24 protein-coding genes are annotated in these 25,203 nt (G+C 59.4%); 8 read left to right on the top strand and 16 right to left on the bottom strand.

Going from position 1 to position 25,203, the window contains the following annotated elements:
• Positions 1 to 90 precede the first annotated feature (90 nt).
• From F8A90_RS07105 to F8A90_RS17740, 3 genes are all read right to left on the bottom strand, one after another.
• The gene (locus F8A90_RS07105) at positions 91 to 729 is read right to left on the bottom strand and encodes a hypothetical protein (RefSeq protein ID WP_200019534.1); all 639 of its coding nucleotides are present in this window, start codon (positions 727 to 729) and stop codon (positions 91 to 93) included.
• Positions 729 to 2,750, bottom strand: a complete 2,022-nt coding sequence (locus F8A90_RS07100) for a DEAD/DEAH box helicase (RefSeq protein WP_200019533.1) — start codon at positions 2,748 to 2,750, stop codon at positions 729 to 731. The genes F8A90_RS07105 and F8A90_RS07100 overlap by 1 nt, the downstream gene beginning before the upstream one ends.
• 598 nt (positions 2,751 to 3,348) lie before the next feature.
• Positions 3,349 to 3,483 carry a hypothetical protein gene (locus tag F8A90_RS17740; protein WP_442778901.1) on the bottom strand — a complete coding sequence of 45 codons (135 nt, stop codon included), beginning with the start codon at positions 3,481 to 3,483 and terminating at the stop codon, positions 3,349 to 3,351.
• 277 nt (positions 3,484 to 3,760) lie between these two features.
• Here F8A90_RS17740 and F8A90_RS07090 point away from each other — a divergent pair, with 277 nt between their 5' ends.
• Positions 3,761 to 5,011: a methyl-accepting chemotaxis protein gene (locus F8A90_RS07090; protein ID WP_153635526.1), complete on the top strand. Its 1,251-nt coding sequence runs from the start codon at positions 3,761 to 3,763 to the stop codon at positions 5,009 to 5,011.
• 126 nt (positions 5,012 to 5,137) lie between these two features.
• Here the strand turns inward: F8A90_RS07090 and F8A90_RS07085 are convergent, their stop codons facing one another.
• Positions 5,138 to 5,947 (bottom strand): SDR family NAD(P)-dependent oxidoreductase, encoded by an 810-nt coding sequence (locus F8A90_RS07085; protein ID WP_200019531.1) that lies wholly within the window; start codon positions 5,945 to 5,947, stop codon positions 5,138 to 5,140.
• Between the two features lie 134 nt (positions 5,948 to 6,081).
• Positions 6,082 to 7,068 carry a zinc-dependent alcohol dehydrogenase family protein gene (locus tag F8A90_RS07080; RefSeq protein WP_200019530.1) on the bottom strand — a complete coding sequence of 329 codons (987 nt, stop codon included), beginning with the start codon at positions 7,066 to 7,068 and terminating at the stop codon, positions 6,082 to 6,084.
• 181 nt (positions 7,069 to 7,249) lie between these two features.
• On the opposite strand from F8A90_RS07080, the gene F8A90_RS07075 reads away from it, so the two are divergent.
• Positions 7,250 to 8,152: a LysR family transcriptional regulator gene (locus F8A90_RS07075; RefSeq protein WP_054555889.1), complete on the top strand. Its 903-nt coding sequence runs from the start codon at positions 7,250 to 7,252 to the stop codon at positions 8,150 to 8,152.
• Between the two features lie 16 nt (positions 8,153 to 8,168).
• On the opposite strand, the gene F8A90_RS07070 is transcribed toward F8A90_RS07075, so the two are convergent.
• From F8A90_RS07070 to F8A90_RS07060, 3 genes are all read right to left on the bottom strand, one after another.
• Positions 8,169 to 8,744 carry an HD domain-containing protein gene (locus F8A90_RS07070; protein ID WP_200019529.1) on the bottom strand — a complete coding sequence of 192 codons (576 nt, stop codon included), beginning with the start codon at positions 8,742 to 8,744 and terminating at the stop codon, positions 8,169 to 8,171.
• A complete protein-coding gene (locus F8A90_RS07065; protein WP_200019528.1) occupies positions 8,741 to 9,838 on the bottom strand; it encodes a TauD/TfdA family dioxygenase in 1,098 nt (365 codons plus the stop codon). The genes F8A90_RS07070 and F8A90_RS07065 overlap by 4 nt, the downstream gene beginning before the upstream one ends.
• 162 nt (positions 9,839 to 10,000) lie before the next feature.
• Positions 10,001 to 10,150, bottom strand: a complete 150-nt coding sequence (locus tag F8A90_RS07060) for a hypothetical protein (protein WP_200019527.1) — start codon at positions 10,148 to 10,150, stop codon at positions 10,001 to 10,003.
• Here F8A90_RS07060 and F8A90_RS07055 point away from each other — a divergent pair.
• The 6 genes from F8A90_RS07055 to F8A90_RS07030 all read left to right on the top strand — a co-directional run bounded on the left by F8A90_RS07055 (position 10,149) and on the right by F8A90_RS07030 (position 18,033).
• Entirely contained in the window at positions 10,149 to 11,129 is a 981-nt protein-coding gene (locus F8A90_RS07055) for a LysR substrate-binding domain-containing protein (protein WP_200019526.1), read from the top strand. The genes F8A90_RS07060 and F8A90_RS07055 overlap by 2 nt on opposite strands.
• Before the next feature lie 290 nt (positions 11,130 to 11,419).
• Positions 11,420 to 12,919, top strand: a complete 1,500-nt coding sequence (locus F8A90_RS07050; RefSeq protein WP_200019525.1) for an ABC transporter substrate-binding protein — start codon at positions 11,420 to 11,422, stop codon at positions 12,917 to 12,919.
• Positions 12,919 to 14,190 (top strand): alkaline phosphatase family protein, encoded by a 1,272-nt coding sequence (locus tag F8A90_RS07045; RefSeq protein WP_200019524.1) that lies wholly within the window; start codon positions 12,919 to 12,921, stop codon positions 14,188 to 14,190. The genes F8A90_RS07050 and F8A90_RS07045 overlap by 1 nt, the downstream gene beginning before the upstream one ends.
• A 1-nt stretch (position 14,191) precedes the next feature.
• Entirely contained in the window at positions 14,192 to 15,136 is a 945-nt protein-coding gene (locus tag F8A90_RS07040; protein WP_200019523.1) for an ABC transporter permease, read from the top strand.
• Between the two features lie 6 nt (positions 15,137 to 15,142).
• Positions 15,143 to 16,042 carry an ABC transporter permease gene (locus F8A90_RS07035; protein ID WP_200019522.1) on the top strand — a complete coding sequence of 300 codons (900 nt, stop codon included), beginning with the start codon at positions 15,143 to 15,145 and terminating at the stop codon, positions 16,040 to 16,042.
• 23 nt (positions 16,043 to 16,065) lie between these two features.
• Complete coding sequence (locus tag F8A90_RS07030) at positions 16,066 to 18,033, top strand: ABC transporter ATP-binding protein (RefSeq protein WP_233593530.1); 1,968 nt, start codon at positions 16,066 to 16,068, stop codon at positions 18,031 to 18,033.
• A gap of 392 nt (positions 18,034 to 18,425) precedes the next feature.
• On the opposite strand, the gene F8A90_RS07025 is transcribed toward F8A90_RS07030, so the two are convergent.
• From F8A90_RS07025 to F8A90_RS06990, 8 genes are all read right to left on the bottom strand, one after another.
• The gene (locus F8A90_RS07025) at positions 18,426 to 18,773 is read right to left on the bottom strand and encodes a hypothetical protein (RefSeq protein ID WP_200019520.1); all 348 of its coding nucleotides are present in this window, start codon (positions 18,771 to 18,773) and stop codon (positions 18,426 to 18,428) included.
• A 77-nt stretch (positions 18,774 to 18,850) separates the two neighbouring features.
• Positions 18,851 to 19,189: a hypothetical protein gene (locus F8A90_RS07020; protein WP_043332307.1), complete on the bottom strand. Its 339-nt coding sequence runs from the start codon at positions 19,187 to 19,189 to the stop codon at positions 18,851 to 18,853.
• A gap of 69 nt (positions 19,190 to 19,258) precedes the next feature.
• Entirely contained in the window at positions 19,259 to 19,597 is a 339-nt protein-coding gene (locus F8A90_RS07015) for a hypothetical protein (protein ID WP_200019519.1), read from the bottom strand.
• Positions 19,598 to 19,663: 66 nt separating this feature from the next.
• Positions 19,664 to 20,008: a hypothetical protein gene (locus F8A90_RS07010; RefSeq protein ID WP_043334022.1), complete on the bottom strand. Its 345-nt coding sequence runs from the start codon at positions 20,006 to 20,008 to the stop codon at positions 19,664 to 19,666.
• Between the two features lie 835 nt (positions 20,009 to 20,843).
• Positions 20,844 to 21,938 carry an ADP-ribosylglycohydrolase family protein gene (locus tag F8A90_RS07005; protein ID WP_200019518.1) on the bottom strand — a complete coding sequence of 365 codons (1,095 nt, stop codon included), beginning with the start codon at positions 21,936 to 21,938 and terminating at the stop codon, positions 20,844 to 20,846.
• A 316-nt stretch (positions 21,939 to 22,254) separates the two neighbouring features.
• Positions 22,255 to 23,295: an Ldh family oxidoreductase gene (locus F8A90_RS07000; protein ID WP_233593529.1), complete on the bottom strand. Its 1,041-nt coding sequence runs from the start codon at positions 23,293 to 23,295 to the stop codon at positions 22,255 to 22,257.
• A 31-nt stretch (positions 23,296 to 23,326) separates the two neighbouring features.
• Positions 23,327 to 24,655 (bottom strand): TRAP transporter large permease, encoded by a 1,329-nt coding sequence (locus tag F8A90_RS06995; RefSeq protein WP_233593527.1) that lies wholly within the window; start codon positions 24,653 to 24,655, stop codon positions 23,327 to 23,329.
• Positions 24,652 to 25,167 (bottom strand): TRAP transporter small permease subunit, encoded by a 516-nt coding sequence (locus F8A90_RS06990; protein ID WP_200019517.1) that lies wholly within the window; start codon positions 25,165 to 25,167, stop codon positions 24,652 to 24,654. The genes F8A90_RS06995 and F8A90_RS06990 overlap by 4 nt, the downstream gene beginning before the upstream one ends.
• Between the last annotated feature and the right edge of the window lie 36 nt (positions 25,168 to 25,203).

The following is a 25,203-nucleotide window of genomic DNA, read 5'->3' as shown; positions in this document are numbered from 1 at the left end:
TCGCACCTACACAGTGTTTTTATCCATTTATATCCAAAGCGAATAAAAAAATAGCCATAATGCCATCGCATACAATTATATAATATTGCATCATCTTAACGAAGAGATGTAATGGCAAGGTGTAGTAACATCTAGTACGTCTAAAACCTCAGCAATATAGCACCTATCTGTCAAACCCACTTTAAAAGTCGCGCCGCTCGAATAAAAAACATCGAAATGGTTAAGTGGATGCATATCCTCATCTTGTCGAACTGGATCATGATCATATCTTAGATATCCATCCTCAAAATAGAACAATTCTTTCATCAGGGAGAAGTAACTTAGCTCATCCGCTTCACTTTCTATAATAGGAGCAGCGAAATCTAAAAAACTATTACTAGAGACTAAATCTTCATCAGCAATGAAAGAAATAGCCTCAGAAGTTATATAGCTATCTAATAGAGTTTGATCTGAAGTAAAGAATGTTAAACTATCTTCACCTTCGACAACTTTAAATGGGAAATTTATAGAGAAAATCTTATGTTCGCTAACAAAAACTAATCTACTCATCTTAGAGATATTCAAGGTGAAATATTCTTCAGTTTCATCCAGCTCTCTTTGAGGTGAACTTACAACCATTACTTTAACTGCTTCTAGCAGTACTTTCAGAACATCATTCTTCTTCCGTAACGGAGAAAAAAACATCTTAGCCTGATGTCGGTATAACTTAAAGCAATATGTCTTGGCCATTACCTATCTCCTAACAAACAGGCACTCTTGATTACACCTTTAATCTCCTCATAAGTACTAAAATCTGTGATCACATGATTAGCCCTATAAATATCGACCATTTCGTGGGCCATTTTCCTTTGAACACCAGAAGCAGAATATTCGTTGCATATGGACTCTATAGTATCGTAAAGAGACATGTTGTCTGGTTGATAATCAATAGTAGTCTTGAGAATATCCTCTTCTCGCGGCTTAGATATAATCATCTTTTCCGTTTCATTTATTTCTGATAACGCTGCATGCATGCGAGGCAAAACCTCAGAATTTTCTCCCTCAGATATAACTAGATAAGTCTTTAAAAAGGACCGAGTTAGCATCATATACAAAGCATTCCTAAAGTTAGACCCCTTAGTGATTTTACCTGCCACGCAAATCACAAAAGGGAATTCAAGCCCCTTAACATTATTCTGATTACTAACAAACAACTCATCTCTAAGATGGATCTTACTTTCATAGGCTTTATTTGTAGGCCAATCAAATTTTTCATCTACTGCAAGCTGAAGCCTATCCGCAAGATTATACATCATCCTAGAGGGATGTATGAATATAACACCTATATCACCAGGCTCTACAGTAGGGTGCTCAATACGTATTTGTTCAATTGCACCGGTAATATTTTCAATAACATCTGAATGATTGCTATAATCTACTATTTCTACACTAGTTTCATTGCGATCAACCAAATCTTCAAATCTCCTTAGCGGAGCTCTGCTTAGAACAACTGAATCACCATCCTCACATTCATCATATATATATCCACATGCCTTCCATTCCTCTTCATCCAGCCATCTTAACTTTTTCTCTTCGAACAACCCCATACCCAACCCATGGGCAAACATGAGTGTTCTTGGGTCCGTCCTGTAACATTTACTAAGAAGAAAATCTGGTGTCACCTCAGATATAATTTTAGTATCAAAAATACTTTGAAATATATCGCCCGCTATATATACACTCTCTTTAGTTATTAGCTCACATAACTCAAAGAAAGACTCTGGAAAATCTTGACTCTCGTCAATCAGTATAAAATCAAGAGCTGTGCCATATTCTTCAATTTTATTTCTAATTAAAGAAACTGCAGCCTTGCAAGCATCATCAAAATCAAAATTTTTCGAATAAACATGAAACGGGATTTTATAAAAATCACAGATATAACTGTATGCACCAGAGTTTTTGTCTCGTCCAGATCCCCAGCCATGGACACACCATAGTCTTTTATTCCAAAGAATCTGATGCTCAACCTTCATAAAGTCAAAAAAAGTCGGCACACGCTCTTTTAAGTTACTAGCGAGGATTCTATTATGGCAAGTTAGCATTATTCGAGATGAGTCTGTAGAGGTATAAACTTCTTTGAGCTTATGCAGTAGGAGTTCAGTCTTGCCTGTACCTGATAACCCCTGTATGGTAGTTACTCTATCAGCCGGAGTCTGATATATGAATCGTGTTTGATCACCGTCGAAAAGCTGTATTTTCTGTTTCACAATATCTAGTGTAGATTCAGGTGGCACCTCACCCAATCTATCGACATCATTAATACTACCTGTAAGCAATGATACTACAAGCTCGCACTTCCGCTCTATATCTAAATTATTAATCTCAATTCTTTCCAAGAAATCAACAATATCCACACCATCAGGATATCCTCGCTCAGTTACAACAATTTCTTTTTGCCATTTTTTCGGCCTCCCCAGTATTTTTTTATAGTTATATTTATCTGATATATACCCAAGATCCTCCAAAAAATCTTCGACAAATTCGCCAAAAGATTCTTCATTATCTCCAAAGTCAATAAATAAAATCTTTTTCTTAGGGATTAAAACCACCAAAGCATCTTTGTAATCATATTCGTACTTTGATTCACCAAGCGGTTTATCGATAACATAAACTTGCTCAAGAGAAGAGCCAGCATACTCTTGTAGCTCATCAATAAATTTTGAATTAACATTATTCTTCTCTGCTTGCAAATAAAACCAACTACTTGACATATTTTACCTCTCTATCGATTTTTACAACTTTGAAAATATAGAATTTATAACAATAGTAGACATTATTCCATAAAAGAACAGTATTGTCATTGACGCCACCGTTTTCACACCAATTACTAACTAGCTAAAGATTTAGCCGACTATCAGATCGCCATGCAGCCACCATCGACTCGCGAGACTTCGCCATTCATTATGGCCGCTTTCAATGAGGTAAGGAACAGGAGGGAAGCGGAGATTGCGACTGGCTATGCGAAGCGACGCATTGGGATAAGTGACTTTACGCGCTCGCCCTGCTTACCGACTCAGCCATTAACCGCCCAGCATGGTGTCAAAAAAGGCCTATAACACATCGTTGGTATTTTTACCACCTCGAGCCTCACTCCAGCGCCATTGTGCTAGTCAGCCCCAATGCGGCAGCCTTGCTGGAGCAACAAGCCAAGTGACCACCTAGGTCAATGCTAACTGCCTGGGAAGCCAAGGCGATGATGCGCCCCTTGGCTTGCGCCAGTGCATGGCGCAAGTCCCCTCTGTCATAGAGAAGCACCAGAGCGCGATCAGTACTCAATCTGCACATCGCCAACGACTGCCGTACAGCAACTCAATACATAGCCCTCTTCGATCTCTTCTTCGCTAATACCGCCACCACTTCGCCGCTGAGAACGCGTACACGGCCGGAGCCACAGTTTCCCATGCCACAGGCCTTGGCAATATTCAGATCAGTACTTGCCGCCACTTCATGCAGCGTGGAGTCCTCCACGACTTGCAGGAATTTCCCCGTATCTTCAGCTCACTTCACATCTCGCACCCCGCCCCGCCCGAGCAATCGTGCGGGGCGGGCGTCATGATGAGACCCCTGACACTCACAGCATCAGGAATTTGATACTAAAGATCGGCGCAGCAGTGTCGATAGAGGGTTCAACAGTAAATAAACATTACTTCAGCACAATCGCATCAAAGATACCCGCAGTCGATGTGCTCATTGATCTCCCTCTCTTGCCAGGAACTCTCCCATGCTGCTCGATCGTGCCCAGGCCCTGCGCCGTGCGCTGGAAGACCATACTGCCTGCATCTTCTTTCGCCCGGATGGCAGCATTCTTGGCGCAAGCGACGCCTTTCTCGCGGCGACGGGCTATCGCCGTGATCAGGTCGTGGGGCAACATCACCGCATGTTCTGCTCGAGCGAGGTCCATCAAGCCCCTGACTATCAACACTTCTGGCAACAGCTGGCCGCCGGCCACTCGCGCGGTGGCACCTTCGAGCGACGAGATGCCAGAGGCGAGACCTTGTGGCTGGAGGCGACCTACCTGCCGGTCATGACTCGCCGCGGACGAGTGCGCTATATCATCAAGATTGCCCGCGATGTCAGTGAGCGTCACGAGAGTGCCAGCAGTCAGGACGCCATTCTCACCGCGCTCAACACCTCGATGGCGGTGATCGAGTTCGCGCCGGATGGCACCGTGCTCAAGGCCAACGACAACTTCCTCAAGGTAATGGGCTATCAGGCCCATGACGTCATCGGGCAGCATCATCGTCACTTCTGCGCTGACAGCTTCTATGAGGAAAATCCCGATTTCTGGTACGAGCTGGCCAACAACAGCTTCAAACAGGGACGGTTTGCACGGATCAGAGCCAATGGCAGCCCGATCTGGCTGGAAGCGACCTACAACCCGGTGCTCGATGCCCACGGCAAGGTGGTTCGCGTCATCAAGTTCGCCAGTGACATCACGGCCGAGATGCAGCAGCATCAGGCAACGCGAGACGCCGTCACTGCCGCACGCACCAGTGCCCAGCAGACGGAGACCATCGCCGCTGACGGCCTGACACAACTGGCGGCCGCCGTGGAGGATGTCACTCGCGCAGGCATGGAAGTCGCGACGGCGCGGCAGGTCATCGAGGCGCTCAATCATCATGTGAGAAGCATCAACCAGATGGCCGAAAGCATTTCCCACATCGCGCAGCAGACCAACCTGCTGGCCTTGAACGCGGCGGTCGAAGCCGCCCGCGCGGGGGATCATGGCAGAGGCTTTGCGGTGGTGGCCCACGAGGTTCGACGTCTGTCACAGGCAACCACGCAATCCGCCGAGCAGATCAGCAAGGTATTGCGCGACAACACGGCCTTGATCCGCCAGGCGGGCGAGCGCATGAATACCGTCGTCATCCACAGTGAAGCCGGCCAGCAGAGCGTCGATCAGACCCAGGCGGTCATCGCCGAGATCCTGGCCGGTGCCCGACAGGTCAGCGCCGCGATCGATCGCCTCTGAGGCTAGCCTGCGCCATCCATCCGCCAGCCGTTGCATGCCCTTGCATAAGACGACGCCCCGACCACGCTGAGAGATCAGCATGAGCGGAGCGTCATATTGCAGCGTGACAGCGAATCCTGGCGCACTTCAGCCAGCCAGAGAGCCGAGCGTCTTCTCCATCGTCGCGACCACTTCACGGCACAACGCATCATCGAGTGCGTCGGCGTGCGGCGGTGCGAAACGCTGGGCGTCGTTGTCGAAGTACTGACCATTGGCGCCGGCGAATTCCTCATCCAGTGCCGCACGCACCAGGATATCGGCACCGATGCCCAGGTCCTTGCCCGGCACGCCGAAGCCTTCCTTGACCATCTTGCTGGCCAGCAGAGAGCCCGGATTGACCGCGATCAGGATAGGCCCCTGACCTTCCCAGTCCTGGGCAAGCGTACGCGTCCACATGGTGATCGCGAGCTTGCTCTGGGCATAGGCCGCATAGTGGTCATTGAACGCGACCTCGCCGGTCAGGGCCTTCAGGTCCACGGAGGATTGAGCCGCCGAGGACAGATTGACGACCCGCCCGGCCGGACGCAGTGCCGGCGCCAGTTTCTGGGTGAGCAGATAGGGGGCAAGGGTATTGACCATGAAGCGCAGGTCGAGACCGTCCGCCGTCACCACGCTGGGAGCCTGGAAGACACCGGCATTGTTGATCAGGACATCCAGACTGGCATTGGCCGCCAGCACGTCGCTTGCCAGTGAATCGATGGCGGCCAGGTCGGACAGGTCTGCCACGAAACCGGCAACGCGCTCGGTGCCTGCCAGCGCCGCAAGTTCGGCGACGACACCATTGACCTTCTGCTCGCTGCGTCCGTGGATCAGCACGCGATGGCCGCGCTCCAGCAGGGCCTTGGCCGTGACCAGGCCGATGCCATCGGTAGAACCGGTGATAAGGATGGTTTTCATGCGCTCTCTCCTTGAAATGTCACACGACGCTTGAGACACGAACGACAGGGTGTGCCGGATGGCCACACCCTGTCGTTCATCTGTGCCAGCGCAGTGTCAGGATGATCCTGCCTATGTGGCTTTCGGTCACGGAATCAGATCTCGACGATGACCTTGCCGGTTGCCTGGCCGCTACCCAGACGGGCGTGGGCCTGGCCCACTTCCGCGAGCGGGAAGACCTGATCATCGATGATCGGCTTGAGCGCGCCGGCATCGGCGATACGCGCCATGTCGGCCAGAATCTCGTGATGCTCCTGACGACGGAAGTCATGCAGCATCGGGATCAGCATGAAGACGACATGCAGTGACAGGCCCTTGAAGTGCGCGGTGGTCAGGTCGATTTCCATGAAGGACACGGTCGTCGAGACATGGCCATTGAGCGCGGCAGCCTCGAAGGAGGTCGGCAGGTTAGCACCGCCGACAGAGTCGAACACGATGTCGAAGCCCTTGCCGTCTGTGTGCTTGGCCACATAGTCGGCGACCTGCTCATTGCGGTAATTGATGGCACTGGCACCCAGGCCTTCGACCAGCGTCTCGTGCTCATCACGACCGACGGTCGAGGCGACGTCGGCACCGAAGTGACGGGCCAGCTGGATGGCGATGTGACCCACACCCCCCGCGCCACCGTGAACCAGCACCTTCTGACCGGCCTCGATGTTGGCGCGTTTGAGGCCTTCATAGGCCGTGATGCCGACCAGCGGCAGCGCCGCGGCTTCCACCATGCTCAGGGACTTCGGCTTGTGGGCGATCAGGCGAACATCGGCGGCGATGTACTCGGCCAGCGTGCCCGGCAGGTCGGCCAGGCCACCAGCACAACCATAGACTTCATCCCCGATGGCGTAGCCTTCGACGCCCTCGCCCACGGCTTCGACGGTACCAGCGAAGTCCATGCCCAACAGCGCCGGCAGTGCCGGAGACAGCGGCAGCTCAGGGCCCATCTCGCGAATCATGGTGTCGACGGTATTGATGCTGGTGGCGGCGATGCGCACCAGCACCTGACCTGCCGCCGCTTGGGGCTTGGCGATTTCCGCCGCTTCGAACACCTCGGGACCACCGAATGATTTGACGAGCATCGCTTTCATGAGTCTGTCTCCTGCGTGGATGTGGAGCCAGCATAATTGCCATGGGCCTGAATGATAAACGGCGATAAACTACAATCAGTTTATTGATCTTATTGAAAGTCACGAATGTCACGCCAAGCCGTTGCTGGCGTGCCTCTCGCCTTCGTGAGCCACGCGCGTCGACGCAAATGAGGACACCCGCATGAATCTTGAGCACCTGAAGCTGTTCGTCCGTCTCGCCGCCGTGAACAGCATCAGCCAGGCCGGAGAGGACCTGGGACTGTCGCCCGCCGTCGCCAGCTCTCACCTGCGCAAGCTCGAGGACAGTCTGGGGGTACGCCTGTTGCATCGCACCACGCGTCATGTGGCACTGAGCGAAGAAGGTCGCGCCTTTCTCCCCCACGCAGAAGAGGTGCTGATCAGCGCCGAGGCCGCGCGGGCTGCCGTCGGCGTCGGCACGACTTCCCCCAGCGGCACCTTGCGCATCACCGCTTCCGCCTCCTTCGGGCGCATGCACCTGGTGCCGGGCCTGGCCGGCTTTCTCGAACGCTGCCCTGATCTGGAACTGGACCTGCGCCTGACCGACACCATCGTCGATCTGGTCGAGGGCGGCTTTGACATCGCCATCCGCAACTCCGCCCTCAAGGATTCCAGCCTGATCGCGCGGCGCCTGGCACCGGACAAGCGCATTCTGTGCGCCTCGCCGGACTATCTCGCGCGCCATGGCACACCGACGCACCCCTCGATGCTGCATGAACACGAATGCCTGACCCTGATCGGCATGGACCAGTGGTGCTTTCAGTGCGAGAACGGCGTCGAGCCGATTCGCGTCAAGGGGCGTATCCGCACCGACAATGGCGAAGCCGTGCGTGACGCCTGTGCCGCAGGTCTGGGCATCACCCTGTCCTCGACATGGAGCATTTACCGCCACCTGGCCGAAGGCAGCCTGGTAGAGGTGCTACCCGAGACGCCCTTGATCAGCGAGACCGGCATCTGGGCGGTCTATCCCAGCAACCGCCAGCTGGCCCCCAAGGTGCGCGCCTTCCTGGACTACTTCTCCGAATACTTCGGCAGCCCGCCCTATTGGGATGTCCAACAGGGCTGAGACGTCGGAAAGCCCGTCATCCCGCCGCCAGCACCCAGCGCTGAAGCATCGGCTTGTAGTGAGCGAAGTCCGGCGTCTGCATGCCGGCCACCTTGGCGGCATCATCCAGGCGCCGCACCTTGATGACGGCCTCGAGCTGCGGCAATTGAGCAAAAGCCTGCGCTTCCTCTTCCGTCATCGCCCCGCCCTGCAGCGTCAGGCTATCCAGCGAGGCCTGTGACAGACAGGCGCGATAGCTCGGCTCCACTGCCACCAGATAGCGCTTGGCCGCCACATGCTGGCGTACCGGCTCGACGATCTCGGCCGGGAAGAAGCGTGCCAGCCAGTCGGCACCGCTGACCTGATGACGGTTGTCCTGGCCGTTCATCAGGACCTCCGGCGGCAGCGCATTGGCGTAATGCCCCACGTCATGCAGCAAGGCGGCCAGAATCACCGACTCGGATTCCCCCTGCTGCTCGGCAAGATGCGCTGCCTGCAGCATATGCTCGGCCATGGTCACCTCCTCGCCCAGATAGGAGTCCGCACCATGCAGGGCGAAGATGTCCTCGATCAGGCCGACGATGCCCTCGGCGTTGGCTGTCTGCGTGATCATCGGGCGTTCTCCAGCAGATTGAGGGTGGAATACAGGCTGTCGAGATCGGCGTAGGCGCCCTGCAGATGACGATTGCCACCAGCCACGAAGGCGGTGCGGGCGTGCATCACGCGACTGTTGTCGAACAGCAGGCAATCCCCCGGGACAAGGCGCAGGCGCGTAGCCTGCTCCGGCTGACCGATCACGCGCGCCCAGTCGTGATAGGCACGATAGAAGGCGCGTTGCGCCTCGAGCGGCAGCGGCAGCGAAGCAATGGAGCGGTTGTTGTAACGCACCTGGCGGATGTTGCCCTTGTGGTCGGTCTCGATGAACGGCACCCAGCTTCTGAGATCGGCATGGTCCGCGTCATGGAAGCGGAACGGCACCCGCGTGCGCGTCAGCAGCGCGAAACTCTCGGGCGCCAGTTCGCGCAGGCGCTCGGCGGCGGCGAAGCCATCCACCAGCAGGGTCTGGCCGCCTTCCACCTCGTTGCTCAGGCAATGCAGCAGCTGAATGCTCGGCGCCGGATCGCGATAGGGATTGTCGGTATGCGCCCCGAGCCCGAGATTGCTGAAGGCGAGATTGCTCGGCGAGACCTCGGTGCGGACATCGAACAACTTGCCGTAATTGGTTTCACGCACATAACCGAACTGCTCGATCACCTCGAGCACCTTGCCCGGATCGACGGGCACGCCGCGCAGGCACACCACTCCGCTGTCGCGGACACAGGCCAGCGCCTTGCGGAGTGCCTCTTCGCCGGCGATGACATCGGCCCACTCGACACGGGCGACCGAGAACTCGCTGCCCTGCCACAGCGTCTTGTGCGCACTGCTGCGCTCATCGGGGAAGCCGGTGCTCAAGGCGGCCAGCTCATCGACGCCGTAGCGAATCTCGCGCGCATTGCTCAGTGTCACTCGCAGGACGTCGCCCTCCTCAAGCGCCGCCTCGCTGATGGCGGCGTCCCAGTCGAGGTCAAGCACGCTGTCCAGACGCTGGCCATTGGCATGGCGACGGGCGGGGTCATGGTCTTGCAGCCACAGCACATGCTGGGCAAGGGTCTGGCCATCATCCAGCGTCAGGTGAAGCTGTTCGGCGTCAAACACGAGGCGAGGCATGCAGAGTCTTCCTGTCTGTCGAGTGCGATCACAAGCCGCAAGGCACGGCATGACGAACGGGGGTGGCTGGCGCTCATGTCAAACGAGCGCTCCGCCAGCGAATGCCCGCCATGCTAGTGAACGCAGACCCTTGACCATAGCGAGACTTTCTGACGGCGAGCCTCAGTTTTTATGCGCGTAGATTGTCACCTCAGCGTCATGCACGGCTGCAAGAATGAACGCCCGGCCGCGTGCCGCGGCAGGATCTGCAGTCATGGCTTCAGCACCAGCCGCCGATGCGGCGACTGGCTCAGTCAAGCTGGAGTTCTGCATGTCGCGTCCTGCCTATCACCCTTCCCAGCGCCTCGCTCAGCGCCTGCCCCCGTTCAATGCCCTGACCGCCTTCGAGGCCACCGCACGCCTCGGCAGCCTGACCCGTGCCGCCGCCGAACTGTGCATTACGCAGGGCGCCGTGAGTCAGCGCGTCAAACAACTGGAAGACTTCCTTGATGTCAGCCTGTTCCTGCGCCGCGGCAATCGCATCGAGCTGACCGATGAGGCACATGCCTATCTGCCGCTGGTCAGTGGCGTGTTCGAGACCCTCAAGCGTGGGACGGCCACCCTCTTCCAGCACGATGAGCAACAGAGCCTGACGCTGCGCTCCAATCACAGCTTCGTCGAATACTGGCTGATCCCCAGACTCAAGGACTTCCAGCGCCTGCATCCGAACATCCAGGTCACGGTGCTGCCGCACAACCAGGTGCTCCCGGACGAGCAGCCCGACGTCGATATCGAGATCATCAATGGTTACGGCGGCTGGTGCGGGCGCGAGTACGAGAAACTGGCCGATGAGCAGTGGGTCGTCGTGGCCAGCCCCACCTTCCTGCACCACTCCCTCGCCCCCAATGCCTCGCCCGCAAGCCCACTCGACGAGCTGGCCCGCGCGCCACGAATCGAGTGCATCGGCTACCGCGAAAGCTGGCTGGACTGGTTCCGCCTGCAGAAGTTTCGCGGCCAGATCCCGCCGGCCGGCCTCAGGTTCGGCAATGCCAGTCTGGCGATTGCCGCGGCACTCGAGGGGCACGGCTTCCTGCTCGTCCGCCAGTCCTTCGTGATGGACCTGATCAAGAACGGACGCCTGCAACTGGCGCACCCCTTGCGCATGCCCAGCACCAGCAGCCAGTACCTGCTGGTGTCTCCGGAGCGCCGCCATGCCCCGGCGGTCAACGATTTCTGTGTCTGGTTGCGCAGCACCATGCACACCTCTCAGACCAATCCTGCTGCCTGCGAGATGCCCTCCCAGCCCCGCTAGCACGGGCAGGAAGACGCGAGCCTCAGAATTTCTAAGGCACAGTCGCAACTTTTGTTGCGGCCAACGGCCGGCATCTGTCACGGAAACGTCATCATCTGCGCCAAAGATGACGCCTCAACACGACAGCGCTGACGCAGTTCAACCGTCCCGGCGGACTGTTCCAAGCGCCATCCAATGGCTTGCCTGCCGGCCTGACCCGGCTGCGGAACCTGCTTGCTTTACCTGATGACCGTACCTGACTACCGCCCCTGACTACCGTCCCTGACCGTTGCCCTTGCCTGGAGCCTGACATGAAGAAGCCCTTGATCGCCGCCATTGGCCTTGCCGCCTTCGCCCAACTGGCCGTCCCCCAGCTGGCCCATGCCGAGACACTGCGCACTCCGCATTGGGTCGAGTTCAGTGGCAAGGAGTCACTGGACCCCATCTCCCCGACGCGCTTCTACTCGGCCAACCAGCTGATCTACAGCCGCCTGGTCCGTCAGGGCAGCAAGGGCGAGCCGGTGTCGGACCTGGCCTCCGAGTGGCAGGCCAACCCCGCTGCCGATGAGTGGACCTTCACGCTGCGTGACGGGGTCAGCTTTCACAATGGCAAGGCGCTGAGCGCAGATGACGTCATCTACAGCTTCACGCGTCTGCTCGACCCCGAGCGCGATGCCCCAGCACGTGCCGCGCTGTCCGTCATCGAGGACATCAGCGTCAATGAGGCCGGTCAGATCGTGTTCCGTCTCAGCCAGTCCCATGCTGACCTGCCGATTCTGCTGATGGATTACCGCGCCAAGATCGTGCCGGTCGGCTTTGATGACGACACCTCACTGCAGGGCATCGGTACCGGCCCCTTCAAGCTGGTCGAATTCGACCCGCAGGGCACCACCACCTTCGAAGCCTTCGCTGACTACTGGGAAGGCGCACCGAAGCTGGATGGCATGGACCTCATCGGCATTCCCGATGACAACGCCCGCACCCAGGCATTGCTGGCCGGCCAGATTGACTGGTCGGGCTGGAATGGCGTCAACGCCCAGCAGCTGCGCCTGTTCTCCAGCAACCCGGCTTACCACTACGACTCCATCGCCACCGGCGACTGGCGTGGCATGGTGTTCCGCGCCGACGACGAGGTCTTCCAGGATGTGCGCGTGCGACGCGCGCTGCGTCTGGTGGCCGACCGCGAGGAGATGGTCAACCTGCTGTTCGGCAAGGGCGGTGCCACCATTACCTGTGACAACCCGGTCTGGAATGGCGATCAGTACAAGCTGGCGCAGCAATGCCCGCAGGACCTCGACACCGCTCGCAGCCTGCTGAGCGACGCGGGGTATGCCGATGGGCTGGAGATCGACGTCTACACCAGCGGCGTCGACAACTACTTCCGCCCGATGACGGAGCTCTACCAGCGCCAGGCGGCCGAGGCCGGCATCACCGTCAACGTGCACAACGTGCCCGCAGCGGATTACTGGAACACTGCCTGGATGAAGAAGCCGGCCTTCACCACGGCATGGGGCCAGCGCCCCACCGATCAGGTGCTCAACGAGATCTTCCAGAGCGAGGCCAACTGGAATGAATCGGCCTACCAGAATCCTGAATTCGATGCCCTGCTCGCCAAGGCACGCGCCACCCTGGATGACGAAGCACGCACCGAGCTCTATCACCAGGCCCAGGCACTGCTGACCGATACCGGCGCGACGCTGATTCCCTTCCACCTCAACAACAATCGCGTCATGAAGCGTGGGGTGCATATCCCGGCGGTCGAGCACTTCGCGATTCGCTGGCACCAGGTCGACAAGCAGGGAGAGAGCTGATGTCCCGCCCTGGCCTGATCCTGATTCTGATGGACGGCATCAGCAGTCAGCGCTTCGCCGAGACGCGGGCGCGCCTGCCGCATCTCGATGCCCTAGCCAGAGACGGCCTGCTGATCGAGCGCCTGGGTGCCGATACCAATGCCAATTCGATGCCCGCGCGAGCGGGCGTCCTGACCGGGCAACCGGCTCAGGTGCACGGCATCTACTCAAACGGTATCTATTCCAACGGCATCCATTGCCCCGATTCTGAGGTGGAGTTTGCGTCTGTTACAGGGACTGAGACCGACAGCGACCGTCACGCCTCAGGCGCCAGCGCCACTGCAGGGCATTTTCGTCCAGCAAGGGTCGAGGACCTGCGGGGCGAGACCCTGCTCGAGGCCGCGCGCGCGACAGGACTTCGGGTGGCCAGCCTCGGCTTCGGGCTGGCCCGCCCCGAGAGCTGTAACTGGTATCTGTCGCCCTGGTGGGAGGAAGGTGACCTGCGCGCCAAGGGCATGACCGCGCCGCGTCTGAATCACTGGGATGCCCGCAATGACGCCCTGATGCGCGCCATGAGCAATGACCAGCAGCTGCTCAACGAGGCACTGTCGCTGATCGAGCGCGAAACGCCAGAGCTGGTGCTGATCGAACTCAACACCCCCGATTACTGCCTGCATGTGCATGGCAATGATGACGCCCTGGTCGATGGCGCCCTGATGGTGGTCGATGCCCAGCTCGGCAGCCTGCTGGCCGGCCTTGAGGCCATCAACAGGCGCGAGGCCTACCACCTGTGTGTCTTCAGTGATCATGGTCATGCCCCGGTCCAGCGGGCGCTGGTGGCAGACCGCCTTCTACCGGATGTCGCGCTGCAATGTGATGGTGGCCTGTTGCTGGTGGCCTGTGATGACGACGAACGCCAACGCGAGCAGGCTGCGCGCCTGGCCGAGTTCGGCGTCACGCCGCTCGCGGCCGCCGACTTCCTGCCCCCGGACGTGACGCATATCCAGCTCTATCAGGCACCGCCGGGCATGAGCTTTGAACCCGCCTGCAAGCATGCCCATCACGCGGAGCTGATGGCGGCGCCCGGCTATGTCTCCACGCACGGTTTCGGTCCCGGCGCCACGTCGGATCAGCGCTTCGCCATTCTGCATGGCCCGTCGATCAGCGCGGGCGAGCGTCTTGAGCTCGAGTCACTGGCCCTCCACCCGCGCCTGCGTCAGGTGCTGGGCCTGCCGCCCCTCGATGAGGCTTCAACGCCACTGCGGGCACGCGACCTTCAGGAGGTGGACTGAGATGTGGGCAATGCTGTTGCAGCGCTGTCTGTATGGCGGCTTCACGCTAATCGTCGTGGCCTGCGTGGTGTTCTGGGTGATCGAGATGCTGCCCGGCGACTTCTGCGTCAACTACCTGGGACGCAGCATGACCCCAATCAATCTCGCCCAGTGTCGTGCCGAGCTTGGCTTGGACACGCCGGTGGCGACACGCTTCGTCAGCTGGTGGGGGCAGTTGCTGAGTGGTGATTTCGGCACCTCGCTGACAAGTCGTGCACCCGTCAGTGATACCTTGATGCCGCGTCTAGCCAATACCTTGCTACTGGGCGGCATCGCGACCGTGATGGCCATTCCGCTGGCCATCCTGCTGGGGCTGATCGCGGCGCTCAAGCGCGACAGCTGGATCGACTCCAGCCTCTCCAGCCTGGTGCTGATCGCCATGACGGTGCCGGAATTCATCAGCGCCACCCTGCTGACCCTGGCCTTCGCCATCTGGCTGCCGTGGTTTCCTGCCATCACCGTGGCCGGTGCCAACGAGAGTCTATGGAACCTGCTGCCCGGTGTCTGGCTGCCCGCCATCACGCTGGCGCTGGTGGCCATGGCACACATGATGCGCATGACCCGCTCCAACACCATCAGCGTGATGGACAGCGACTTCATGAACATGGCGCGTATCCGCCAGCTGCCGCGCTGGCGTCTGGTGATCCGTCATCTGGCGCCGGCCGCCCTGCTGCCGACCATCAGTCTGGCCGCCATGACCATCGCCTGGCTGCTGGGCGGCGTGGTGATCGTCGAACAGGTCTTCAACTATCCGGGGCTGGGGCGCCTGATGATCTCGGCCATCAATGACCGCGACATGCCGGTGGTGCAGACCTGCGCACTGGTGCTCTCCGTCACCTATGTGCTGTGCAATCTGGTCGCCGACATGCTGGTCATCGTGCTCAATCCCAAACTCAAGACAGCCTGAGTCCTCATGAACGCTTCTTCCTCGACGACCGTGCGCGGCCCGCGACTGGCCATGACCAGCCTGCCGGGCCAACACACCCTGGCGCTGCTGTGGGCCAACCCCCAGGGCCGAATTGGCCTGGTACTGATCGGCCTGCACCTGCTGCTGGCCGTCGCTGGCCGCTGGCTGGCGCCCCATGACATCTCCGCGGGTGACAGTCTCGCGTCACTGCTGCCCCCCAGTGCCGAACATTGGCTGGGCACCGACCAGCTCGGCCGCGATGTCCTCAGCCGTACCCTGGCCGGGGGCCGCGAGGCCATCTACACCTCGCTGCCGGCCGCCGTGCTGGCCGTGGTATGGGGCAGCGCCTGCGGCATGCTGTTGGCCATCATCGGCGGGCGGGTCGAGAACATCGCCATGCGCCTGGTGGACGCCCTGCTGTCGATTCCCTGGCTACTGTTCCTGTTGCTGGTCATCGGCGTGATGGGCCCCGGCCCGCTGGTCTTCATCCTGACTCTGGGCATCTTCTATGGCGTGGCGGTGGTGCGCGTGATGGTCACGGCGTGCCGCGAAGTGCTGTGCCTTGACTATATACAGGCCGCACGGCTGCGCGGCGACAGCCTGCTGCGCCTGCTGTGGCGCGAGATCAAACCCAACGTGCTCGACACCATCCTCGTCGAGCTGGCGATGCGCTGGTCCTGGGCATTGCTGGCCTTCAGCTCGCTGTCATTTCTCGGCTTCGGTGTCTCCCCGCCGACCCCGGACTGGGGGCTGATGGTCGCCGATGGCCGCGGCTTCATGTCGTTTGCGCCTTGGGCCGTGCTGCCGCCGATCGTGGCGCTATCCAGCCTGATCATCGCCATCAATCTGGTCGCCGACACCCTGGCCAAGACACTGGGCATCGACCGTGCGGGGCGCCCCGAATGACTCCGAACTCCAAAGGTGACGCCATGACGGACAACGCCGTGATCCGCGTTCGCGATCTCAACATCGGCTTTCATGATCGCCAGCAGACCTGGCGACCCGTACTGCGCGGTATCGACCTGAGCCTGGGCCAGGGCGAGATTCTGGGCCTGGTGGGCGAGTCCGGCAGCGGCAAGAGCACCTTGGCCACGGCCATGCTGGGCCTGTTGCGTCGGGGCAGCCTGGTGCGCACCGGCGAGGTGAGTGTCGCCTTACCTGCGCCCGCCTCTGGCTCCACTTCTGCCACTGCCTCCACCTCTGCCACTGCCTCTACAAGTCATGACCCTCTTCACGACGAGCACCACCAGCTGAGCTTTCATCATCAACCGGGGCGCTGGCTGGGCGAACTCAGGCTCGGGCTGGTGTCTCAGCATGCCGAAAAGGCGATGACGCCCCACCTCACGCTCGGCAGTCTGCTGTGCGAGACGCTGTTGTCACAGGGCGTGAAAGGCAAGGCGGCACGCGAACAGCAGGCCGTGGCATGGCTGCGACGCGTCCACCTCCCTCACCCCGAAGTGCTGATGCAGCGTTATCCGCACCAGCTCTCCGGCGGACAGCAGCAACGCGCCAGTCTGGCGCTGGCCCTGGCGCAACGTCCACGTGTGCTGGTGATGGATGAGCCGACCACCGGCCTGGATGCCAGCACCCAGAATGAGATTCTGGCGCTGTTGGCCTCGCTGCGCGCTGAGCTGGGCATGAGCATCGTCTTCGTCAGTCATGATCTGGGCGCGGTATCTCACCTGTGTGACCGCGTCGCGGTGATGTATGCCGGTCAACTGGTGGAGGTCGCCGCGACTCGCGACTTCCTGGACGGCCCGCGCCACCCCTATGGTCACGCGCTGCTGGCCGCGACTCCAGGCAGTCAGTGCTATCGACCTGACGCCGCGCTGGAAGGCACGCCGCCCCTGGTGGGAAGCGCCATCAAGGGCTGTGCCTTCGCACCGCGCTGTCCGCGCGCCAGTGAGACGTGCCGTGACAGCGTGCCGAGCTGGCAAGGCAGCTACGCTTGTCATCATGCGCTGGAAGGTCATGAATCAGTGGGCAGAGCGCATGCGGAGAGCGGAGAAAGTGCGAAAAGTGCGAAAAGTGCGGAAAGTAACGCATCGACCGATGAGCGGGCGGATCGCGTAAAGAACGACTCGCAGTCAGCCACGTCGCTGGACGTCGCGCCGCTGCTGGCCGTGGAGTCGCTGAACCTGTGCTATCGCATGCCCGGCTGGCTGGCGCGCCTGCGCGGTGAAACGCCGGCGCTCACCGTCAGCGATGTGGCATTCACGCTCCAGCAAGGCGAAACGCTGGCCTTGATCGGCGAATCCGGCAGCGGCAAGACCTCGATCCTCAAGGCGCTGGCCGGCCTGCTCTCCCCTGTCTCCGGAAAGCTCAGTCTGCGTCAGGAGCCCTTGGCGGGGTTGGTCGCCGAGCGGCGTCCGGTGCAGCGTCAGAAGGTCCAGTACATCTTCCAGCATGCCAGTACGGCACTGAATCCTCGACTGACCGTATTCGAATCCCTCGCGCCGGTGCTGTCTCGCTGGTTCGATCTCAAGGGCGATGCCGCCCGCCAGCGCGCCCAGTCACTGCTGGAAGAGGTGCGCCTGCCTGCGCTCTATCTGGATCGTCTGCCCAGCCAGCTGTCGGGGGGCGAGCAGCAACGCGTGGCCATCGCTCGCGCACTGGCTGCCGAACCCGACATCCTGCTGTGTGACGAGATCACCTCGGCACTGGATGTCTCGGTTCAGGCCGCCATCATTCGCCTGCTGCAACGCCTCAAGCGTGAGCGCGGTCTGAGCCTGGTCTTCGTCACCCATGACCTGGGGCTGGTCAGTCATTTCGCGGACCGCGTACTGGTGCTGCGCAATGGCCGCACCGAGCATCTGGGAGATATCACAAGCCTCGCCACAGGGGACCTGCCGCCCTATGTGCAAACCCTGATGGAGGCCAAGCTGGTCGCGGCATGACCCGGCTTTCTGTCCCACCATTCTGTCCCGCCCGCCTGTCCCGGCTGCCTCTCCCTGCTGTCGATCTCCGCTGCTGATTACCTTCATGCAACGAAAAAAGCCCACCAAAGGCGGGCAGGGAATGTCGGGACAGGACATTCAGGACAGGAAAGCGTTTGAGCAAGGGCTCTGCAGTTGATGACGAGTGCGCACTTCCACACTGGCTTCCACTCAGCCAAAACACTTGCTCAAGCGTTCTTCTCTCTCACGTATTCTTCTCTGGGACACTGACCATCATGACGCGACACGATGGTCAGTGGATCCATTCAGCAACTGACAGGGGCAAGTCGATGGCATATCGGCATCCTTGGCTGTCTTGCAGAGTCGGAGGATGTTCATCCGCCGACGAGAGATCATGCGCTTTCGTTCAAGGCATGCTCGACGCGTGTAGCAGAGACGCTCTTGCCAGCGTCGTTGACGTAATCAGCCGTATCGCTCGCCAGTGCACGGGTGGTGCCCTGGATGCCGGCGTTGCTGATGGATTTCTGGACGCGGCTGGCAGCGACACTCATGCCGGTTTCCACGGCGTCAACGTGATGCAGCGCGGCTTGCTGAGTCACCGGCTGTGCCTGGCCCATGATCACGCGATCACTGAGGGTGGCACGGACGCGGGCATCGGCTTCGCTGTCATTGGCAGAGGCCACGCCAGTGGCGGCAACAAACAATGCGGCAATGGCAAATAGGGACTTGAGGGATTGCATGGGGGTTCTCCTGTCGAAAAAGGTCATGTCAGTGCAGACACCTGGCCTGCAAGCGCCTGACGCAGACGTCGGACGTCTCAGACGTTGACGTCGCTCACGGCGTGACGAACACGGGTGCCGGCAACGCTATCGCCGGAATCATTGGCGACATCGAATTCCTGCAGATGGATGGAGCGATCATGGCCACGGATCTCGTCGTCACCGGATGCCACCTGGAAACGACCAGCAGCGGTGCTCATGCCGGTTTCCGCGAAGGTCGCCTGGGCGGTCGGAGCTTGCTGGGCAGAGCCATGGATGACGCTGTCACTGACGTTGTGCTGGACGCGCTTGGCGGCCGGGCTATCGTCGGCGGCGAAGGACGCGGTGCTGACGGTGGCGAGTGCGGCAGCGGCGATCAGAGTCTTGAGAGTGTTCATGGTGTATCTCCTCGATGAAGGGCAAAGCGATGATCAGACCCGGCAATCCAGGTCAGGCTTGACGATGGTTCAGACGTTGCTGTCGTTCAGGGCGTGCTGGACGCGAGTCGCTGCGACACTCTTGCCGGCATCGTTATCGAATGCCTGGCTGGCAGTGGCCGCGGTGTGCGACTGACCCTGGATGCGATCGGCACTGATGGACTGCTGAATGCGACCTGCCGCGACGCTCATGCCGGTTTCCGCGAAGCTGGCTTGCTGGGTAGCGGCTGACTGAGCGGTGCCGACGACTACGTCCTGGCTGATGGACTGCTGGACACGCTGGGCGGCCGGGCTGTCATCCGCGGCGAAGGTGGCGGTGCTGACGGTAGCGAGAGCGGCGGCGGCGATCAGAGTCTTGATGGTTTTCATGATGAATCTCCTCGATGAACAAAGTGGTCAGTGGGCGTGAGTGCCCGGGCAAGACGGCTGAATGGCTCAGACGTTGCTGTCGCTCAGGGCGTGCTGAACGCGGGTAGCAGCGACACTCTTGCCGGCGTCATTGTCGAAGGCCTGCTCGCGGCTGACGGTGGCAACACCCTTGCCTTCGATGGCGGACTGATTGAGGGCAGTCTCGACACGACCTGCGGCAACGCTCATGCCGGTATCGGCGAAGGTGGCCTGGGCAGTCGGTGCCTGCTGGGCAGTGCCGACGACGACGTCCTGGCTGACGGACTGCTGAACACGCTGTGCGGCCGGGCTGTCATCCGCTGCGAAGGAGGCAGTGCTCACGGTAGCGAGAGCGGCGGCGGCGATCAGAGTCTTGAGGTTGAGAGTTTTCATGATGATTTTCCTTTGCTTGTCCTGGGCGATGTTGCCCTTGTGATGTCGTGTGCAGTCTCGGCTGCACCCGTCTAACTTGTTAACAGACTAATGATTATTGCGCTATCACACTAGCCGTGTTGCTGGCAGCTCACTGTTTCCATCAAAGAACCAGATTGAGATGCCTTGTCATTGCCTCGGTACACGCAAGTGATGAGAACCCTCACCACGCAAAACCCTTGCAAGCTTTTTGCATCACTTCTGTACAACCATGAAGGTGCATGTCGCCAGTGATCGAATGTCGATCAGTCACTCAGGTCTGCTCCGGTACCGCTGCCTAGCACTTCAACTTTGGTCGCGATCATGAGGAAGGCATTCGTCAGCAGTATGTCTTTCTACCCTGCTGAAACCCTCACCGTTGTGCTTGTAGAGTCTTACGCTTGCGCCAACGGGTTGGATGCATGCCATCTTCAAAAAAGTGGAAGGCGTCTTGACAGGCGCCAGCCATCGACCCGATCCAGACTGCCGTTTCGTGCAATGTGGAATGAGCGCATTGTGGACGAAACCCGCCACGCGAGATATCCCTCCACTGGAACAGCATTGATTCCAATCACGAACCAATGCGTCACTCGCCTGACCAGCTGGACAGACACTCATCTACGACTTTGGTAATAAGCATAGTATTATCAACCGCTTACGAAACCCGTGAGCGCCCTCTCAAGTCACCTGTTTCAAGCGCTCTCTGCACCTATGCGTTCCCCTTCATCGCGACGGGCGATGAAAATTGTTGTCCAGATACGAAAACGCGGAGCCATTGGAAGATGGCTCCGCGTTTTTCATGTGGCTGCACTGCGACTCAATACCCCGGGTATTTCTCCCAGACCCACCGCTCATCCTTGCCGCCGCCATCGGTGTAGAGCTCCCAGCGAGGGCAATCGTGCAGGTCCTGCGCTATCTCGCCGATGACATCTCGCAGTTCAAGCGGCGCCAGCCAATCGGTGGGTATCGCCTCTTCTCCCCATTGCGCCCCGAGCAGGTTACCCGTGATGGCGCCCGTGGAATCCGAATCCCCATCATGATTGACCGCGATCTGGATAGCGGAGCGGAAATCCCGCGCGGTGAGTGCGCAATACACGGACATCGCCAGGGCCTCTTCCGCGATCCATCCCAACCCCAGCATCACGACAGCCACCTGCGGCGCAGTGTCGGACTCGGCAAGCTCGCGGGCTTGCTTCAGGGCCTGCATGGTCTCTTCGCAGCCTGATTTGCGCTCCAGAATGCGCATGGCGTGCGCAAGTGCCTGTGCCATCGAGTCACCCGCCACCAGGCACTGGATCATCACCGCCAGCACGCCGCCCGTCTGCTGACCGGTCACGTGACCATGGGTCAGCGCACAGACCTCTTCCCCGAGTGCGAAGCACATCTCATGGGAGGCTCCCATCGCATGCGCGAACAAGCCGACAGGTGCCACACGCATCACCCCACCACAGCCCTTGCTGTCGTTCTGCGCCCTGTCACCGTAGGCACGCATCTGCTTGAGCGCTGACAGGCATGTCATGCCCGGGGCGCGCCGCGAATGGAGCTCGCGTTGCTTGATCAGCCAGCCACTGTCCAACCATTCCTGCTCGGTCTCCTGCCGCGAGCGTTCGCCCTGGGTGTAAAGCCAGCGCTCGTAGGCGCTGCTGACCAAGCCACTTTGCGTCGTGATGCCTCTCAGACAGCCACGCACATGACTGCGCAACAGCCCCTCGGCGGTAAACAGCGTCATCTGCGTATCATCGGTAATCCGCCCCAGCCCACCGTAGGCCGGGGCATAGTCACGTATGCCATCACTTCCAAAACGTGCCTGGATCTCCTCGAATGACAGGAATTCGACTGCCGCGCCCAGCGCATCCCCCGTCGCGCCGCCCAACAAGCACCCCCGAAACCGCGAACTCGTCTCAAGCGTCATGTCCTGCCCTCTTCCAATGGCCATCAAGGGAGCGCCAATGCCTCCCGGCACGCCTTACGCTATCAGCATCCACGCATTTGCTGAAAAGTTCGCTCGACCGCTGGTGCGCATAATCAGGCAGAACTGGATGGACACTCAGTATCAGCAGGTGTAATGCCTGACAGCGCCAACGACAGCGCCGACGGCAGCCCCTTGGAGGCAAGAACGGCCGCCCGAGGGCGACCGTTCTGTTTTCTTCCGTCACGACGTCATGCGTCGAGACTTCCTTCAGTGGGCTTTTGTAGCGATCGCTCCACTGTCTGGCCGCCATGGGCGTTCACGATGTCAGCTTGAGAATATCCTCATACAAGGCTCTCGACAGCGTGACGCCCTCTTCTTGATGTACCTGGCGAGCCTTGAAGCGGCGCTCGGAGGAAAGACGTGCCCCCTGCTGCTTGACCAGCTCAAACAGCCTTTCAGAGCGCAGCATGTGCTGCTGAGTGCTGCCGCCCGTCAGGCGTGCCGGGTCCATCGCGATGATCAGCTCACCATGATACGGCAGGCTACCTTTGCCTTGATCGTGCTCGCTGGACTCGATACTCAGCATGTCACCGATCAGCGGCCCTGCAATCAACTCGATCATGATCGCCAGCGCAGAGCCCTTGTGGTCACCGAAGGGCAGCATCGCCCCATGATCCAGTACTTCGGCAGGGTCCTTTGACGGCGTGCCCTCTCGATCGACTCCCCAGCCCAGCGGGATCTCGTCCCCCTGACGACGATGCAGCTCAATATCGCCGCGCGCGATGGCGCTGGTCGCGAAGTCGAACACGTACGGGTTCCCGTTTTCGCGCGGCCAGCCGAAGGCGATGGGGTTGGTCCCCAGCAGCGGCTGACTGCCTCCATACGGCGCCATGTACGACTGGGTCGGGTTGCAGGCGATGGCTACCAGCCCTTCTCGGGTCAGCCGCTCGATCTCGACCCACAATGCCGTGCCATGCACGCAATGATTGATGGCCAGGATGGCAATGCCGTTGGTCTTCGCCTTGTTGACCAGCTCAGGCACGCCCTGCTGGAAGGCCAGCGAGGAGAAGCCCCCCTTGGCATCCACCTTGACGATGGAGGGCGCCGTATCCTCTACGACCGGCACGGCGTCCGGCACCACACCGCCATTGTTCAGTGTCGCGACGAACCCCATCAGGCGATAGAGCCCATGGGATCGACAGCCATCCATTTCCCCAGCCAGCAGCGCGTCACTCATGGCATCGACATGTGGCTCACTGAAGCCATGATGGCTCAGCACCTTGTGACATAGCGCCTTGAGCGCTGCCCGATCGAGATTGACGTCCATTCCTGCCTCTTCCTGTGTTGCATCACTCATGCGAACTCATTCCTTTCCAATAAGGTGTCCATCATTTCCATGACGGCCCGCTGATGGCATCAGGCAACCACAGCGCCAGCCCCGGGAAGGCCAGGATCAGCGCCAATACCACCAGCTGCAGGCAGATGAAGGGCATCACCCCCTTGTACATGTGCTTCAGCGTCACTTCAGGCGGCGTGATGGCACGCAGGTAGAAGATGGAGGGCGCCAACGGCGGTGTCAGATAGCTCGTCTGCATCACGATCAGGAAGGCCACGCAGAACCAGATCTCATCGAACCCGAGCAGGCCGATGACCGGCATCGCCACGGGAATGACGATCAGCACCACCGAGATCATGTCAAGCACGAAACCGGCCAGGAAAGCGATCAGCAGGATGGCGCCGAGAATCAGCCACGGGCTCAATCCAGTATCCAGCAGCAGCGATTGAACGGTCGCCATGCCGCCGGAGGCAAAGAAGACGCCCGCGAACATGTTGCCGCCCAGCACGATCAGCAGAATCATCGCAGTGATGTTGAGCGTGCGTATCGCCGCGTTCCACAGGATGGACAGCGTGAGGTTGCGATAGCCCAGTGCCAGCAAGACGGAGCCGAGCGCCCCACAGGCTGCCGCTTCCGTCGGCGTGGCGATGCCCATCAGAATCGTGCCCAATACCACCAGGATCAGACTCATGGTCGGCAGCAATGCACTCAGGGTGATGGTGAGCAGCTTGCCCCAGCCGGGATGCTGCTCATCTTCCTTGAGTCGCGGCGCGAGCGCAGGCTTCAGCGCACAGACCACGACGATGTAGACAAGGAACAGCAGCGCCATCAACAGTCCCGGAATCAACAGGCCACTGAACAGTGAACCGACGGAGACACCCGCGACAGGCCCGAGAATGACCACGGTAATGGAAGGCGGGATCGCCGTGCCCAATGATCCACTGGCACAGATGGTGCCGGAGATCAGCGACTTGTCGTAGTGATGCTTGAGCATGACCGGCACTGCCAGCATGCCGATCACTGCCTCGGTCGCGCCCACCACGCCACTGGCAGCCGCGAAGATGGTCCCCATGATGACTGCGCCGACGCCCAGCCCACCGGGCATCCGGCGTGTCCACAGGTGGATGGCCCCGAACAGTCGCTCGGCAATGCCGGAATTCTCGAGCATCGCGCCCATGAAGATGAACAGCGGTACGGCGGCAAGGATCGAATTGGACGCCGTGTCCTCGATCTTGGTCAGCAATTGATAGGCTGCGGCATCCCCGAACTGGGCAACGCCGAAGATGGTGGCGACAACGATCATCGAGAAGGCGATCGGGAAACCGAGCACGATCAGCGCGATGAGCGCTGGGAACATGATGAGGGCAATGAAGTCACTCATGAGGACACCTCCGCGCCATGATCATGGCCCAGCAGTGCGCTCCAGAGCTTCAACATCTCCGCGATCACCTGCAGCGTCAGATAGACGAAGCCCAGCCACCAGACGCCGAAGACCGGCCAGATCACGGGATTCCACGCAGAACGTCCGGAGCGCTCATTGCTGGAGAACGCCTCGAGCACATAGAGCCACAGCTCCCAGACAAGCCACATCAATACCGGCAGCAACACCGCATAACAGGCCAGATGAATTCCAGCTCTGAGACGCGGTGCAAAATTCTGGCTCAACACATCCACACTGACGTGCTGGCCGACACGCAGGGCATTTGCCATGCCAAGCATGAAGATGGCGCCCATCACCATGTAGCTGATCTCAAACGCCCATAAGGTGGGCTTTCCCAGCACGTAACGACTGAAGACTTCATAGACCAACGCAAGCACCAGCGGCAGTATCAGGACTGCCCCCAGATACCCGGCCCAGCGGGTCTGACGCTCAATGACAGCGACGATTTTCATGGCAACTCACCAGGATGACGACAAGGAAAGAGCCCG

Source organism: Cobetia sp. cqz5-12 (genome assembly GCF_016495405.1).
Taxonomy (GTDB): Bacteria; Pseudomonadota; Gammaproteobacteria; order Pseudomonadales; family Halomonadaceae; genus Cobetia.
This window is presented reverse-complemented; position numbering and strand designations above follow the sequence as displayed.

Bases quoted from the DNA above. Each gene is read 5' to 3' on its own strand.
- F8A90_RS07100 (WP_200019533.1), bottom strand. From the start codon at position 2,750: ATGTCAAGTAGTTGGTTTTATTTGCAAGCAGAGAAGAATAATGTTAAT.
- F8A90_RS07050 (WP_200019525.1), top strand. From the start codon at position 11,420: ATGAAGAAGCCCTTGATCGCCGCCATTGGCCTTGCCGCCTTCGCCCAA.
- F8A90_RS07065 (WP_200019528.1), bottom strand. From the start codon at position 9,838: ATGCCTCGCCTCGTGTTTGACGCCGAACAGCTTCACCTGACGCTGGAT.
- F8A90_RS07055 (WP_200019526.1), top strand. From the start codon at position 10,149: ATGTCGCGTCCTGCCTATCACCCTTCCCAGCGCCTCGCTCAGCGCCTG.
- F8A90_RS07075 (WP_054555889.1), top strand. From the start codon at position 7,250: ATGAATCTTGAGCACCTGAAGCTGTTCGTCCGTCTCGCCGCCGTGAAC.
- F8A90_RS07000 (WP_233593529.1), bottom strand. From the start codon at position 23,295: ATGAGTGATGCAACACAGGAAGAGGCAGGAATGGACGTCAATCTCGAT.
- F8A90_RS07030 (WP_233593530.1), top strand. From the start codon at position 16,066: ATGACGGACAACGCCGTGATCCGCGTTCGCGATCTCAACATCGGCTTT.
- F8A90_RS07015 (WP_200019519.1), bottom strand. From the start codon at position 19,597: ATGAAAACCATCAAGACTCTGATCGCCGCCGCCGCTCTCGCTACCGTC.
- F8A90_RS07010 (WP_043334022.1), bottom strand. From the start codon at position 20,008: ATGAAAACTCTCAACCTCAAGACTCTGATCGCCGCCGCCGCTCTCGCT.
- F8A90_RS07040 (WP_200019523.1), top strand. From the start codon at position 14,192: ATGTGGGCAATGCTGTTGCAGCGCTGTCTGTATGGCGGCTTCACGCTA.
- F8A90_RS07085 (WP_200019531.1), bottom strand. From the start codon at position 5,947: ATGAAAACCATCCTTATCACCGGTTCTACCGATGGCATCGGCCTGGTC.
- F8A90_RS07020 (WP_043332307.1), bottom strand. From the start codon at position 19,189: ATGAACACTCTCAAGACTCTGATCGCCGCTGCCGCACTCGCCACCGTC.
- F8A90_RS07025 (WP_200019520.1), bottom strand. From the start codon at position 18,773: ATGCAATCCCTCAAGTCCCTATTTGCCATTGCCGCATTGTTTGTTGCC.
- F8A90_RS07045 (WP_200019524.1), top strand. From the start codon at position 12,919: ATGTCCCGCCCTGGCCTGATCCTGATTCTGATGGACGGCATCAGCAGT.
- F8A90_RS07035 (WP_200019522.1), top strand. From the start codon at position 15,143: ATGAACGCTTCTTCCTCGACGACCGTGCGCGGCCCGCGACTGGCCATG.
- F8A90_RS06990 (WP_200019517.1), bottom strand. From the start codon at position 25,167: ATGAAAATCGTCGCTGTCATTGAGCGTCAGACCCGCTGGGCCGGGTAT.
- F8A90_RS06995 (WP_233593527.1), bottom strand. From the start codon at position 24,655: ATGAGTGACTTCATTGCCCTCATCATGTTCCCAGCGCTCATCGCGCTG.
- F8A90_RS07090 (WP_153635526.1), top strand. From the start codon at position 3,761: ATGCTGCTCGATCGTGCCCAGGCCCTGCGCCGTGCGCTGGAAGACCAT.
- F8A90_RS07080 (WP_200019530.1), bottom strand. From the start codon at position 7,068: ATGAAAGCGATGCTCGTCAAATCATTCGGTGGTCCCGAGGTGTTCGAA.
- F8A90_RS07060 (WP_200019527.1), bottom strand. From the start codon at position 10,150: ATGCAGAACTCCAGCTTGACTGAGCCAGTCGCCGCATCGGCGGCTGGT.
- F8A90_RS07105 (WP_200019534.1), bottom strand. From the start codon at position 729: ATGGCCAAGACATATTGCTTTAAGTTATACCGACATCAGGCTAAGATG.
- F8A90_RS07070 (WP_200019529.1), bottom strand. From the start codon at position 8,744: ATGATCACGCAGACAGCCAACGCCGAGGGCATCGTCGGCCTGATCGAG.
- F8A90_RS07005 (WP_200019518.1), bottom strand. From the start codon at position 21,938: ATGACGCTTGAGACGAGTTCGCGGTTTCGGGGGTGCTTGTTGGGCGGC.